11 protein-coding genes and 1 tRNA gene are annotated in these 14,080 nt (G+C 72.3%); 9 read left to right on the top strand and 3 right to left on the bottom strand.

The features are described 5' to 3' along the window. Nucleotides 1-52 precede the first annotated feature (52 nt). Both AC07FY_RS16985 and AC07FY_RS16980 read right to left on the bottom strand, forming a co-directional pair. On the bottom strand, nt 53-1,405 hold the full coding sequence (locus AC07FY_RS16985) for an MFS transporter (protein ID WP_479006694.1): 1,353 nt from the start codon (nt 1,403-1,405) through the stop codon (nt 53-55). A 393-nt stretch (nt 1,406-1,798) separates the two neighbouring features. Beyond that, nucleotides 1,799-3,271: a potassium/proton antiporter gene (locus AC07FY_RS16980; protein WP_479007094.1), complete on the bottom strand. Its 1,473-nt coding sequence runs from the start codon at nt 3,269-3,271 to the stop codon at nt 1,799-1,801. 284 nt (nt 3,272-3,555) lie between these two features. Here AC07FY_RS16980 and AC07FY_RS16975 point away from each other — a divergent pair, with 284 nt between their 5' ends. Further along, nucleotides 3,556-6,384, top strand: a complete 2,829-nt coding sequence (locus AC07FY_RS16975; RefSeq protein ID WP_479006691.1) for a penicillin acylase family protein — start codon at nt 3,556-3,558, stop codon at nt 6,382-6,384. A 10-nt stretch (nt 6,385-6,394) separates the two neighbouring features. On the opposite strand, the gene AC07FY_RS16970 is transcribed toward AC07FY_RS16975, so the two are convergent. Further along, entirely contained in the window at nt 6,395-7,006 is a 612-nt protein-coding gene (locus tag AC07FY_RS16970) for a 5-formyltetrahydrofolate cyclo-ligase (RefSeq protein WP_479006688.1), read from the bottom strand. 95 nt (nt 7,007-7,101) lie between these two features. Here AC07FY_RS16970 and galU point away from each other — a divergent pair, with 95 nt between their 5' ends. From galU to AC07FY_RS16930, 8 genes are all read left to right on the top strand, one after another. Beyond that, complete coding sequence (gene galU, locus AC07FY_RS16965; protein WP_479006685.1) at nt 7,102-8,004, top strand: UTP--glucose-1-phosphate uridylyltransferase GalU; 903 nt, start codon at nt 7,102-7,104, stop codon at nt 8,002-8,004. 4 nt (nt 8,005-8,008) lie between these two features. After that, nucleotides 8,009-9,346 (top strand): molybdotransferase-like divisome protein Glp, encoded by a 1,338-nt coding sequence (gene glp, locus AC07FY_RS16960; RefSeq protein ID WP_479006682.1) that lies wholly within the window; start codon nt 8,009-8,011, stop codon nt 9,344-9,346. A gap of 75 nt (nt 9,347-9,421) precedes the next feature. Further along, complete coding sequence (gene moaC, locus AC07FY_RS16955) at nt 9,422-9,901, top strand: cyclic pyranopterin monophosphate synthase MoaC (RefSeq protein WP_479006679.1); 480 nt, start codon at nt 9,422-9,424, stop codon at nt 9,899-9,901. Between the two features lie 110 nt (nt 9,902-10,011). Then, nucleotides 10,012-10,527 carry a MogA/MoaB family molybdenum cofactor biosynthesis protein gene (locus AC07FY_RS16950; protein WP_479007091.1) on the top strand — a complete coding sequence of 172 codons (516 nt, stop codon included), beginning with the start codon at nt 10,012-10,014 and terminating at the stop codon, nt 10,525-10,527. Beyond that, the gene (locus AC07FY_RS16945; protein WP_479007088.1) at nt 10,524-11,156 is read left to right on the top strand and encodes a GNAT family N-acetyltransferase; all 633 of its coding nucleotides are present in this window, start codon (nt 10,524-10,526) and stop codon (nt 11,154-11,156) included. The genes AC07FY_RS16950 and AC07FY_RS16945 overlap by 4 nt, the downstream gene beginning before the upstream one ends. Nucleotides 11,157-11,315: 159 nt before the next feature. After that, nucleotides 11,316-12,350, top strand: coding sequence for a divisome protein SepX/GlpR (sepX, locus tag AC07FY_RS16940; protein WP_479006676.1), 1,035 nt, complete (start codon nt 11,316-11,318; stop codon nt 12,348-12,350). A gap of 76 nt (nt 12,351-12,426) precedes the next feature. Beyond that, a tRNA-Ala gene (locus AC07FY_RS16935) sits at nt 12,427-12,500 on the top strand. 361 nt (nt 12,501-12,861) lie between these two features. Then, complete coding sequence (locus tag AC07FY_RS16930) at nt 12,862-14,073, top strand: CoA transferase (protein WP_479006673.1); 1,212 nt, start codon at nt 12,862-12,864, stop codon at nt 14,071-14,073. The last annotated feature ends 7 nt before the right edge of the window (nt 14,074-14,080 follow it).

Below are 14,080 nucleotides of genomic sequence, written 5' to 3'. Positions count from 1 at the left end.
ACTCTCACTCAATGAGTGCTAACGACGCTCCATGGTGACGTATTCCGGCCGATCAGTCCACCGTCACCGGCACGCGGTGACCCATCCCACGCTCGTTCACCCGGTTACGGGAGTCCCGCGAGGGGGCCGGCGCGGGCGCCGGAGCCGAGGAGTTCACGATCCGGCTCGGGGCTGCGGGCGCCAGCTTGGCACGCAGGGCCAGCAGGGTGACCAGGGCCAGCGCGGTGGCGGCCATCGGCACCAGGAAGCCGTACGCGGATCCGTGGGCGTCGGTCAGGCGGCCGGCCAGGGTCACGGCGACGGCCTGCCCGAAGGCGACCGCTCCGGTCAGCCAGGTGAAGGCCTCGGTGCGCGACGCGGCCGGGATCAGCTGCTCGATCATCGTGTAACCGGTGATCAGCGCCGGTGCGATGCACAGGCCGACGACCAGGCCGACCGCGCCGAGCAGGATCACCGAGTTCGCGGCCCACAGGACCGAGGCGGCGGCGGTGAGGCCGACGTAGCCCAGGATCAGGCGGCGGCGGGGGCCGATCTTCCAGGCGATGGCGCCCATGGCGATGCCGGCGACCATGTTGCCCGCGGCGAAGACGCCGTAGAGCAGGCCGTTGGCGCCCGGGTTGCCGATCTCGTTGGAGAACGCGGCGAGCGAGACCTGCATGCCGCCGAAAACGGCGCCGATCCCGAGGAAGGCGACGATCAGGACGCGCAGGCCCGGGAAGGACAGGGCGGAGGCGTGCTTCTCACCGTGGGCCGGCCGGCCGGTCGGCTTGGGCTGCGTGGCGCGCCGCGCGGCGAAAACGAGCCCGCCGACGAGCGTCAGGGTGGCCTCGGTGATCAGGCCGGCCGAAGGGTGGACCTGGGTGCACAGGAAGGTCGCGAGGACCGGGCCGACGACGAAGGTGAACTCGTCGGTGACCGACTCGAACGCGGCCGCGGTGGGCAGCAGCGGGGAGCCTTCGAGCTTGGCGGCCCAGCGGGCCCGGACCATCGGGCCGGCCTGCGGCACGGAGGCGCCGGCCGGGACGGCGGCCAGCACCAGCGCCCACAGCGGGGCGCCCAGGAGTGCGAGGGCCGCGAGGGCGCCCACCGAGGCGGTGTGCGTCAGGGCGGCCGGGACCAGGACGGCGCTCTGGCCGAACCGGTCGGTGTACTTGCCCATCAGCGGGGCGAAGACGGCCATGGACACGCCGGTCACGGCGGTCACGATGCCGGCGCTGCCGTAGGAGCCGGTGGTGTGCTGGACGAGCAGGAGGATGCTGACGGTGAGCATCCCGAAGGGGAGCCGGGCGGCGAAGCCGGGGAGTACGAAGCCCAGGGCACCGGGGGTGCGCAGGAGCTGCCCGTAGCCGGGGCGGGCGGACGTGGTGGACGGTGCGGATGTTCCGGTCGTGACCGCGGATGTCACGGCCTTGCCTTTCCGCTGCCTGGTAGAGCGTCCCCGTCTGCGGACGGTGCGTCGCCTTGTGAGCGACCGCACCCGTACATGTGGGAGCCCCGAGAGCTGTCCTCTTGCGCAGAACCGAGTGATACCTGGGCACCCACTGCGAGGGGAGCCACGGCCGCTTTGCGGTCGCGCCAGCTCTGCGTCAGGCAGAGTTGGTTCGATCTGTTGTGCCTTCATCGTACAGGGAAACGCCCTACCACGCCCTGTGATTGCGGCGACAAGGTATGCCTTCACCTGCGATTAACGGAAGCTTTGCCGTTTCCAACGGTTCTAAACCAGGTAAAACTGGGGCATATATCACGGAAATCGGCCGAATTAGAGCGTCGCTCTAAAGCGGGACTCGATCCGTACGCCTCACCCGCGCGAGCCCGCGGGCCCGTGCGGGCCCGTCCCCAGCCAGCCGGCCAGCTTGCCGCCGCGGGCCACCGCGCGCAGCCGCAGCTCAGCCGCGTCCCGCACCTGGTCCGTGGCCACGACCAGCAGCTCGTCCCCGCGCCGCAGCACGGTCGACGGCAGCGGTACGAAGCTCTTGCCCTCGCGGACCACCAGGGTGACCGAGGCACCCGGCGGCAGCCGCAGCTCGCTCACCTCCACGCCGTGCATCCGCGAGGCCGCCGGGATCGCGAAGGACAGCAGGTGCCCGCGCAGCTTCTCCAGCGGGGCCGATTCGATGCCGAGGTCGGAGGCGTTCTCGTCGGTGGAACCCAGCTTCAGCGTGCGCGCCAGCCACGGCAGGGTCGGCCCCTGCACCAGCGTGTAGACGACGACCAGCACGAAGACGATGTTGAAGACGCGGTCGCTGCCCTCGATGCCGGACACCATCGGGATGGTCGCCAGGATGATGGGCACCGCCCCGCGCAGGCCCGCCCAGGACATCAGGGCCTGCTCCCGCCAGGGGATGCGGAAGGGCAGCAGGCTGACGAAGACCTCCAGGGGTCGCGCCACCATCGTCAGCACCAGACCGATGATCACGGCGGGCCAGAAGTCGTGCACCAGCTCGTGCGGGGTCACCAGCAGGCCGAGCAGGACGAACATGCCGATCTGGGCGATCCAGCCGAGTCCGTCCGCGAACCCGCGGGTGGCCGGCCAGTGCGGAAGCTTGGCGTTGCCGAGCACCATCGCCGCCAGGTACACGGCGAGGAAGCCGGAGCCGTGGGCCATCGCGCCGGCCGCGTACGCCGCCACGGCGATGGCCATCACGGCGATGGGGTAGAGACCGGAGGCGGGCAGCGCGATGTGCCGCAGTCCGTACGAGCCGAGGAAGCCCACGCTCAGGCCGATCGCGGCGCCGATGGCGAGCTCCAGGGCGATCGTGCCGAGCAGGACGTACCAGTCGTCGATCGGGCCGAGGGTGGAGAAGGCCACGACCAGGATGACGACGGGTGCGTCGTTGAAGCCGGACTCCGCCTCGAGGACGCCCGTGATCCGGGAAGGCAGCGGGACCTTGCGCAAGACCGAGAAGACGGCCGCCGCGTCGGTCGAGGAGACGACCGCGCCAATCAGCAGGGCCTGGCGCCATTCCAGGCCGACCAGGTAGTGCGCCCCCGCGGCCGTGATGCCCACGCTGACCGCCACGCCCACGAGCGACAGCATGATCGCTGCCGGCAGGGCCGGTTTGATGTCTTTCCACTTGGTGCCCAGACCACCCTCGGCGAGGATCACGACGAGCGCGGCATAACCGATGACCTGGGTCAGCTCGGCGTTGTCGAATACGACGTTGCCGATGCCGTCCTGGCCAATCGCGATGCCTATGCCGAGGTAGATGAGCAGGCTGGGGAGGCCGCTGCGTGAGGAGATGCGTACCGCCGCGACGGCGACGAGCAGCACGAGCGAGCAGACCAGCAGAAGCTCATTGAGCGTGTGGACAGTCAGCGGGCGACCCTTCCTCAAACGCGCGAAGGATCCGGTGGACCGTTCCTCCGGTGGCAGGTTCGGTGAGTACTTCGTTACCTTACCTAATCTTTGACGTTCCCTTTACGCGCTAGCCACATTGTGAAACGCCCGTCCGTCCCTGTCCTTCCCAGCTCCACCCCTGACGGATCAACGAGTACGGTCCTGCGCCTATGGTTGCTCCCAGCACCCAGGACCACCCTGCCCCTCTAAGGACAGCGATGCCCGCCAACGAAACCGCTCCTTCCGTCAAGAAGAAGGGACGACGTGCCCGTCTGATCGTGCTCGTGCTGGTCCTGGCGCTCTTCGCGGGCCTCGGCTACGGGGCGTACTGGGGTGTGGACGGCGTGCGCGCCTCGTTCCCCCAGACGACCGGCTCGCTGAAGGTCCCCGGGCTCACCGGGACCGTCGAGGTCAAGCGCGATGCCCACGGCATCCCCCAGCTCTACGCCGACAGCGACGACGACCTCTTCCGCGCGCAGGGCTTCGTCCACGCGCAGGACCGGTTCTGGGAGATGGACGTACGCCGCCACATGACCTCCGGGCGGCTCTCGGAGATGTTCGGCGCCGGCCAGGTCGAGACCGACGCCTTCCTGCGCACGCTGGGCTGGCGCCAGGTCGCGCAGGCCGAGTACGACAAGAAGCTCTCGGACGAGACGAAGAAGAACCTCCAGTCCTACGCCGACGGGGTCAACGCGTACCTGAAGGGGAAGTCCGGCAAGGACCTCTCCGTCGAGCACGCCGCCCTCGGGCTCAGCGGCGACTACCGGCCCGAGCAGTGGTCGCCGGTGGACTCGGTGGCCTGGCTCAAGGCGATGGCCTGGGACCTGCGCGGCAACATGCAGGACGAGATCGACCGCGCCCTGATGTCGAGCAAGCTCACCCAGGCGCAGATCGACGAGCTCTACCCGCCCTACCCCTTCGACCGGAACAAGCCGATCGTCGACGGCGGCAAGGTCGAGGGCGGCAAGTACACACCCCAGGGCTCCGGCTCCGCCGCCGCGGGCCCCGGCTCCGGCTCGGGCGGCTCCGCCGCCGCCGGCTCCCAGGCATCCGCCTCCACCGGCACCGGACTCGCCGACAACGCCACCGCCCAGGGCGCGACCGTGGGCCTGCGTACCCAGCTGGCGTCCCTGGCCGACACCCTGGACGAGATCCCCGCGATCCTCGGCCCCAACGGCAGCGGCATCGGATCGAACTCCTGGGTGATCGCGGGCAAGTACACGACCACCGGCAAGCCGCTGCTGGCGAACGACCCGCACCTGTCCCCGCAGCTGCCCTCGGTCTGGTACCAGATGGGCCTGCACTGCCGCACGACCTCCGCGCAGTGCCAGTACGACGTGTCCGGCTACACCTTCTCCGGCATGCCCGGCGTGGTCATCGGGCACAACGCCGACATCGCGTGGGGCATGACCAACCTGGGGGCGGACGTCACCGACCTCTACCTGGAGCAGGTCAAGCCCGAGGGCTACGTCTACGACAACAGGGTCCTCCCCTTCACCACCCGCGACGAAGTGATCAAGGTCGCGGGCGGCGCCAGCAAGAAGATGACCGTCCGCATCACCAACAACGGCCCGCTCGTCTCCGACCGCAGCGACGAGCTCGGCACGGTCGGCTCCCGCGCCCCCGTCGCCAGTTCCGCGCCCGACCGCGGCAACGGCTACGCCGTCGCCCTGCGCTGGACCGCCCTGGAGCCGGGCAAGTCGATGGACGCGGTCTTCAAGCTGAACAAGGCCAAGGACTTCAACGAGTTCCGCAAGGCCGCCGCCGACTTCGAGGTGCCCTCCCAGAACCTGATCTACGCCGACGGCAAGGGCCAGTCCGGAAACATCGGCTACCAGGCCCCGGGCCGCATCCCGGTGCGCGGCGCCGGCGACGGCCGGATGCCCGCACCGGGCTGGGACTCCAAGTACGCCTGGAAGACCGGCAAGGACGGCAGCGTCGAGTCCATCCCGCAGAACGAGCTGCCCTTCGAGTACAACCCCTCGCGCGGCTACATCGTCACCGCCAACCAGGCGGTCGTGGAGAGCGGCACCGGCGCGGGCAAGTACCCGTACCTGCTCACCACCGACTGGGGCTACGGCGCCCGCAGCCAGCGGATCAACGACCTGATCGACGCGAAGATCAAGGACAGCGGCAAGATCTCCACCGACGACATGCGCGCCATGCAGGTGGACAACAGCAGCGAGATCGCCGCGCTGCTGACCCCGATGCTGGCCAAGATCGAGGTCTCCGACCCGAACGTCCGCTCCGCGCAGAAGCTCCTGGAGGGCTGGAACTACACCCAGGAGAACGACTCGGCCGCCGCCGCCTACTTCAACGCGGTCTGGCGCAACATCCTCAAGCTGGCCTTCGGCGACAAGATGCCCAAGGAGCTGCGGGTCGAGGGCAGCTGCATGAACGTGCGTGCCGACAGCAGCGGCCCGGCCGACGAACTCGCCGAGGTGGTCCGCGAATGCGGGACCCGCGGCCCCGACTCGGCGCAGCCGGACGGCGGCGACCGCTGGTTCGAGGTGGTGCGCCGCCTGGTCAAGGACGAGAAGTCGCCGTGGTGGAGCGCCCCCGGCAAGGGCTTCGCCCAGCCCGCGACCACCACCCGTGACGAGCTGTTCGCCCGGGCCATGGAAGACGCCCGCTGGGAGCTGACCGCCAAGCTCGGCAAGGACCAGTCCACCTGGAGCTGGGGCCGGCTGCACCAGCTCACGCTGAAGAACCAGACCATCGGCATCGAGGGCCCCGGCTTCCTGCGGTGGCTCCTCAACCGCGGCCCGTGGAACCTGGGCGGCGGCGAGGCCACCGTCAACGCCACCGGCTGGAACGCCTCCAGCGGCTACGGGGTCACCTGGGTGCCGTCGATGCGGATGGTCGTCAACCTCAACGACCTCGACAAGTCGCGCTGGATCAACCTGACGGGCGCCTCCGGGCACGCCTACCACACGCACTACACCGACCAGACGACGATGTGGGCCAAGGGCGAACTGCTGGACTGGCCCTTCAACAAGGACGCCGTGGACAAGGCGACGGTCGACATCCTGACCCTGAAGCCCTAGGGGCAGGGCCTCAGCCGAAGCGGAGGACCCCGGACGGGGTGGCCACCGCGCGCACGGGGTGGTCGTGCGGTTCCTCCGGGACCCGCGCGACCACCTCGTCGTCGTAGAGGAGCACCACCAGCGCCGGATCGGCTCCGGCGCGCTCCAGCCGCTCCAGGACCCGGTCGTAGGAGCCCCCGCCGCGCCCCAGCCGCATCCCGCGGCCGTCCACCGCGAGCCCGGGCAGCAGCACCGCGTCGGCCGCGGCCACCGCGTCCGACCCGAGCGCCGGGCCCGTGGGCTCCAGCAGCCGCATCTTCCCCGGGTGCGCGGCCTCGGCGAGGCTCCGCGGGCCCTCGTACGCCGCCCAGTCCAAGTCGTTGTCGGGCAGCAGCAGGGGGAGCAGCACCCGCTTGCCGGCCGCGCGCAGGGCGTCGAGCAGGGCCCGGGTGCCGGGCTCGGTGCCGACGGAGACGTAGGCCGCCACCGTGTGCGCACCGGCCAGTTCGGGCAGTCCGAGGGCGGTGACGGCGAGGGCGTCGGCCGCCGCGCGGCAGGCGTCGGGGGACAAGGCGCGGCGGGCGGCGAGGAGTTCCCCGCGCAGTCGTGCCTTGACGGAGGCGGGATCGGGATTCTCTGTCACGGCGGATTCAAATAACTTCGGGAAAACGGCACATAAGCGGACCTACCTACTGCGATCTGGCCGAGCGTTCGACGGGACCCACTATCGTTCGGGGCATGACTATGTTGCACCCCGTGATCAAAAAGGCCGTGATTCCGGCCGCGGGCCTCGGCACTCGCTTCCTTCCGGCGACCAAGGCGACCCCGAAGGAAATGCTCCCCGTCGTGGACAAGCCGGCCATCCAGTACGTGGTCGAGGAGGCCGTGGCGGCCGGGCTCGACGACGTACTGATGATCACTGGGCGTAACAAGCGCGCTCTGGAAGACCACTTCGACCGCAACTACGAGTTGGAGTCGGCCCTCATCGCCAAGGGCGACGACGACCGGCTGAAGAAGGTCCAGGAGTCCAGCGACCTGGCCACCATGCACTACGTCCGCCAGGGCGACCCCCGGGGCCTGGGCCACGCCGTGCTGTGCGCCGAGCCGCACGTCGGCCGCGAACCCTTCGCCGTCCTGCTCGGTGACGACCTCATCGACCCGCGCGACCCGCTGCTGCGCCAGATGGCCGAGATCCACGGCCGCACCGGCGGCACCGTCATCGCCCTCATGGAGGTGGACCCGGCCAGCGTGCACCTCTACGGCTGCGCCGCCGTCGAGGCCACCGAGGAGGAGGACGTGGTCCGGATCACCGGCCTCGTCGAGAAGCCCGACCCGGCGGACGCCCCCAGCAACTACGCGGTGATCGGACGGTACGTCCTCAACCCCGCGATCTTCGACATACTGCGGGAGACCGAGCCGGGCCGCGGTGGGGAGATCCAGCTCACCGACGCCCTGCAGAAGCTGGCCGCCGACGAGACCATCGGCGGTCCGGTGCACGGAGTCGTCTTCCGCGGCCGCCGCTACGACACCGGCGACCGCGGCGACTACCTGCGGGCCATCGTCCGCCTCGCCTGCGAGCGCGAGGACCTCGGCCCGGAGTTCCGCACCTGGCTTCACCGTTACGTCACGGAGGAGATGTAAGGCCTTGAGCAGTTCCGCACCGCAGGACACCGGCCACCGTCTGTGGTCCGTGGACGAGCACCTCGCGGACGTCCTCGCCACCGTCCGGCCGCTGGAGCCGATCGAGCTCCAGCTGCTGGACGCCCAGGGCTGTGTCCTGGTCGAGGACGTCACCGTGCCCGTCGCCCTCCCGCCCTTCGACAACAGCTCCATGGACGGCTACGCCGTCCGTACGGCCGACGTCCAGGGCGCGAGCGAGGAGTTCCCCGCGGTGCTGACGGTCGTCGGGGACGTCGCGGCGGGCAGCGGTGAGCTGCCCACCGTGGGCCCCGGCGAGGCCGCCCGCATCATGACCGGCGCCCCGCTGCCCCCCGGCGCGGAAGCCGTCGTCCCGGTCGAGTGGACCGACGGCGGCACGGGCGGGGGCGCGGCCTCCGGGATGGCCCCGGCCAGCGCCGCCCCCGAGGGCGCGGGCGGCGAGGTGCGGGTGCACCGCCCGGCCGGGGCGCGGGCACACGTCCGCTCGCGCGGCAGCGACGTACAGGCCGGGGACCTCGCCCTGACGGCCGGGACCGTCCTCGGCCCTCCGCAGATCGCCCTGCTGGCCGCGATCGGGCGGGGCACCGTACGGGTACGGCCGCGCCCGCGCGTGGTGGTGCTGTCCACCGGCAGCGAGCTGGTCCAGCCGGGCGAGGCGCTGACCTCCGGGACGATCTACGACTCCAACAGCTTCGCGCTGGCCGCGGCCGCGCGGGACGCCGGGGCCATCGCCTACCGTGTCGGGGCCGTCGCGGACGACGTCGACACCCTGCGCGCCACCATCGAGGACCAGCTGATCCGGGCCGACCTGCTGGTCACCACCGGCGGGGTCAGCGTCGGCGCGTACGACGTGGTCAAGGAGGCACTGACCTCGGTCGCGGGCGGCGAGGACGACGTCAGCGGCGGCAGCATCGACTTCCGCAAGCTGGCCATGCAGCCCGGCAAGCCGCAGGGCTTCGGCACCATCGGCCCGGACCACACCCCGCTGCTGGCACTGCCCGGCAATCCGGTGTCCTCGTACGTCTCCTTCGAGCTGTTCGTGCGCCCCGCGATCCGCACCCTGATGGGTCTGCCGGAATCCGAGGTGAGCCGGCCGACGGTACGGGCGGTGCTCGAGGCGGACAAGGCGCTCGGTTCCCCGGCCGGCCGCCGCCAGTTCCTGCGCGGCACGTACGACGAGCGGGGCGGGACGGTCAGCCCCGTCGGGGGTTCCGGTTCGCACCTCATCGCCGCGCTGGCGCACGCCGACTCGCTGATCGTCGTACCGGAGGACGTCACCTCGGTGGAGCCCGGCAGCGAGCTGGAAGTGGTCCTGCTCGGCTGAAGTCCGGCCGGTGCGGGTAGCGTGTGTCGCACCACACAGGCCCCGTGCAGGGGCCCAGAGCGGAGCGGCGCAGCGATGAGTACCGAGAGCAGGCTCACCCACATCGACGAGGCCGGCGCGGCCCGGATGGTCGACGTCTCGGAGAAGGACGTCACCACCCGCACGGCCCGTGCCAGCGGGCGGGTGCGCGTCTCGCCCCGGGTGATCGAGCTGCTGCGCGGGGAGGGCGTGCCCAAGGGCGACGCCCTCGCCACCGCGCGGATCGCCGGGATCATGGGCGCGAAGAGGACCCCCGACCTGATCCCGCTCTGCCACCCGCTGGCCGTCTCCGGGGTGAAGGTCGACCTGTCGGTCGCCGACGACGCCGTCGAGATCCTCGCCACCGTGAAGACGACCGACCGCACGGGCGTCGAGATGGAGGCCCTGACGGCTGTCGCGATCGCCGGGCTCACCGTGATCGACATGGTGAAGGCCGTGGACAAGGGCGCGGTCATCACGGACGTGCGGGTGGAGGAGAAGACCGGCGGCAAGTCCGGCGACTGGACGCGCTCGTGAACGCCCCGCGCGGCGGCGAGGTGCACAGCCACAGCCACAGCGATGGCGACAGCCCCAGCGCCTCCGCTTCCGCTTCCGCTTCGTCGCCGGCACCGGCACCGGCCGAGGCCGTGCCCGCCGCCATTGGCAGGGCGCTGGTGGTCACGGCCTCCAACCGGGCCTCGCAGGGCGTGTACGCCGACAAGGGCGGCCCGCTGCTGGCCGAGGCGCTGCGGGGGCTCGGCTTCGCGGTGGAGGGCCCCCGGGTCGTCCCCGACGGCGATCCCGTCGAGCAGGCGCTGCGCGAGGGCGTGGCCGCCGGCTACGACGTCATCCTGACCACCGGCGGGACCGGCATCTCCCCGACCGACCGCACCCCGGACGCCACCGCGCGGGTGCTCGACTACGAGATCCCGGGCATCGGGCAGGCCATCCGTGCCGAAGGGCTGGCGAAGGTGCCGACCGCGGCCCTGTCCCGGGGCCTGGCGGGCGTGGCCGGACGCACGCTGATCGTCAACCTGCCCGGTTCCACGGGCGGGGTGCGCGACGGCCTCGCCGTGCTCGCGCGCATCCTGCCGCACGCCGTGGACCAGCTCCGCGGCGGTGACCACCCCAGACCCGCGGAGCCCTCCGGGAGCACGAGCTGAACGGCCCCTCCTGGCCGGTCGTCCTGACGGACGGCGATGTCACCCTCCGGCCGATAAAGCTGCGGGACCAGAAGGCGTGGCGCGAGGTCAACCGGCGCAACCGCGAGTGGCTCCGGCCGTGGGAGGCCACCATTCCGCCGCCGGCCCCGTGGGGCCCGGTGATCCAGCGGCCGACGTACCGTCAGATGGTGCGCCACCTGCGGGCGGAGGCGAACGCGGGCCGCATGCTGCCGTTCGTCATCGAGTACCAGGGCCGGCTCGTCGGGCAACTGACGGTCGCCGGGATCACCTGGGGCTCGATGTGCGCGGGCCACGTCGGTTACTGGGTGGACCGCGAGGTCGCGGGCCGCGGCGTGATGCCGACGGCGGTCGCCCTCGCGGTGGACCACTGCTTCCGCCAGGTCGGGTTGCACCGGATCGAGGTGTGCATCCGCCCCGAGAACGGCCCGAGCCGCCGGGTGGTGGAGAAGCTCGGCCTGCGCGAGGAGGGGCTGCGGCCGCGCTACCTGCACATCGACGGCGCCTGGCGCGACCACCTCGTCTACGCGGTCACGGCCGAGGAGGTGCCGGAGGGGCTGCTGCGGCGCTGGCACCGGGCGCGGCACGCGCAGTCCCCGCCGCCGAAATGAAGAAACGAATATCCGTTCGAATTAAGAGCCTCGCGGAACCGATTCGCCCATAACCTGATCCGAAGAGTCACAAAAAAAGTCCGTGATATCAGCGAGATCGTGCGACACACCGGCCCAATTGGCCGATCCCCCCGCCCGCACCCCTCTACGGTGTGAGGTGTGAGCAGCAGCGGCCTCATCTACGCAGTCATTGTCGGGGCCTGGGCCGCCTACTTGGTGCCCATGTGGCTCCGGAGGCAGGACGAGCTGAACGAAGCCCGTCCGACGGAACGCTTCTCCACTGCCATTCGGCTGCTTTCCGGCCGGGCGGGAATGGAGCGCCGTTACGCCAAGGGACTGCGTGAGCGCGGTGACGAGCAGGCGGAGCCCCAGCCCCACGCGGACCCGGACGCCGCGACGGAAACGGTGCAATCCGTGGACGGCGACGCCCGGGCCGTCGGCCTGCCCCCGACCAGGGCGGAGTCGAGACCGGCCGCCGCCGAGCGGGAGCAGCGGGTGGAGCGGGCCCGGCGCGAGCAGCGCCTGCAGGTCCTCGCCCGCCGTCGGCGCACCACCGCGCTGCTCTTCCTCGTCTTCACCCTCGGCGCGGTCGTCGCCGCGGTCGGCGGTCTGCGCTTCCTGTGGGCCCCGGCCGTGCCCGCCCTGCTGCTGAGCGCGTACATCGTGCACCTGCGGGTGCAGGAGCGCCGGCGCTACGAGTTCACGATGGACCGGCGGCGCGCCGAGGCGGCCGCCCGCCAGCTGCGGGAGAGCCGCTCGCGCCGCCGTGAGCCGGAGGCAGGTGCGGGAGTCGAGCCGGAGCCGGCGCCACCGGTCTCCCCGCAGGAGGCGGGCCGGCGCGCCCTGGTCGAGCAGACCGACCACGCCGAGTGGGTGGACCAGCAGCGCGAGCGCGAGCGCGGCCCGGCCCGCGGTGACAGCTGGGAGCCCGTCCCCGTCCCGCTGCCCACGTACGTGACGGCCCCCGTCGCCCCGCGCGCCACCGGCCCCGCGACCCCGGACGCCTGGAGCCCGGCCCGCTCCAGCACGGCCGAGCCGACGGAGCCCCGCCTGCGGGCCCAGCCCGCGGTCCCGGCCCCCAAAACCGAGGCCAAGCCCCCGACCACCCCGCGCCCGCGCGGCCGCGACGGGGGGCGCACGCCACTGTTCGACCAGTACGAGGGCGAGGACCGCCCGCGCGCCGCGAACGAGTGACCGGACCTGCGCGGACCCTCGCGGATACGCGTTTTGGAGCACCCGCGCGGGGATGCTAATGTTTCACACGTCGCAAGGGCCTGTGGCGCAGTCTGGTAGCGCACCTCGTTCGCATCGAGGGGGTCTGGGGTTCAAATCCCCACAGGTCCACAGACGACAGTTTCCGAGTAGCTCTCGGAAATCGTCACGAGATCCCGTTCAGCCGAAAGGCTGGGCGGGATCTCGGCGTTTTGCGGGGTGTGCGCGCGGGCTTGTCCGGTGAGGGGTGCGTGGGTTGAGTGGGCCCATGGTGATCCTGGGTGGGGCGGATGGTGCGACGGTGCAGGCGTGGGCGGCGTTGGGTGGGGCCGCGGGGGGTGCCGGGCGGGTGCGGTACCGGGGGAGTTCGGGGCTCGGGGGCGGGCCGTTGCCGGTGCGGGAGCTGGCGCGGGCTTCCGTCGGGGTGTGTGCGTTGGCCGGCGCCGAGTTGGGGGGCGTGCGGGGCCGGGGCGCGGGCGGGGAGCCGGTCGTCGTGGACGAGGGGGCCGTCGCCGCGGCGTTCGTCAGTGAGCGGCAGGTGCGGGTGCGGGGGCGGGAGCCGGTGAACTTCGCGCCGCTGTCCGGGTTCTGGCGGGCCGCCGACGGGTGGCTGCGCACGCATGCCAACTATGCGCATCACGAGGCCGCGCTGGTGCGGGCGTTGCGGCTGCCGTCCGCGACGCCCGAGGCGTTGCGGGCCGCGGTGGCGGGCCGGGAGGCCGTCGAGGTGCAGGAGGCGGTGTACCGGGAGGGCGGGCTCGCGGTCGCGGTGGCCGGGGAGTATGGGGAACCGCAGCCGCTCGTGGAGGTCGTACGGGTCTCCGGGGCGCCGGGGCGGACCCTCGGGCCCGCGCCCGCCGGGCTGCCCGCGGCCGGGGTGCGGGTGCTGGACCTGACCCGGGTGATCGCGGGGCCGGTCGCGACGCGCACGCTCGGGGTGCTGGGGGCGGACGTGCTCCGCATCGACGCGCCGGGGCTGCCGGAGGCGGCCGACACCTACGCGGACACCGGCTTCGGCAAGCGGTCGGCGCTGCTGGACCTGGCGGCCGCGGCGGACCGGGCGGTGTTCGAGGGACTGTTGGCCGATGCGGACGTGGTGGTGACCGGCTACCGGCCGGGCGCGCTGGAGCGGTACGGGCTCGGCGCGGCGGACCTGCTGGAGCGCAGGCCGGGCCTGGTCGTGGCGCAGCTGTGCGCGTGGGGCCGGCAGGGGCCGTGGGCCGGGCGGCGGGGCTTCGACTCGCTGGTGCAGGCGGGGTACGGGATCGCCGCCCGGCTGGCCGGTCCGGACGGCGTGCCGGGGGCGCTGCCGGCGCAGGCGCTGGACCACGGAACGGGCTACCTGATGGCCGCCGGGGTGCTGCGGGCGCTGGCGCAGGGGGGCGGGCGGGCGCTGCGGTTCTCCCTGGCGGGTACGGCCTCGTGGCTGGTCCGGGAGGTCCCGGCGGACGCGTCGGACGCTCCGGCCGGCGGGTGCGGTGACCCGGCTGCCGGATCCGGCGCCCTCGCGGCCGCGCCCGGGGATCCGGCGGACCGGTTCGGCGGGCCGGGGCCGGGGCCGGGGCCGGGGGCTGCGGCGGAGGCGTGGCTGCGGATGTCGGATTCCGGCTACGGGCCGCTGCGGCACGCCGCCAGTCCGCTCGGGGAGTGGGCGGCGGGGCCGTCGGTCTGGGGCACGGACCGGGCCGCCTGGCTGCCGCGGTAGGGCTCGG

The sequence above is a fragment of the Streptomyces sp. NPDC045967 genome (genome assembly GCF_056430495.1).
The sequence above is the reverse complement of the archived record's forward strand: the minus strand, read 5'-3'. Positions and strand labels throughout refer to the sequence as shown.

Excerpts from the sequence above, each read along its gene's own strand:
- AC07FY_RS16975 (WP_479006691.1), top strand. The coding sequence starts at position 3,556 with ATGCCCGCCAACGAAACCGCTCCTTCCGTCAAGAAGAAGGGACGACGT.
- moaC (WP_479006679.1), top strand. The coding sequence starts at position 9,422 with ATGAGTACCGAGAGCAGGCTCACCCACATCGACGAGGCCGGCGCGGCC.
- galU (WP_479006685.1), top strand. The coding sequence starts at position 7,102 with ATGACTATGTTGCACCCCGTGATCAAAAAGGCCGTGATTCCGGCCGCG.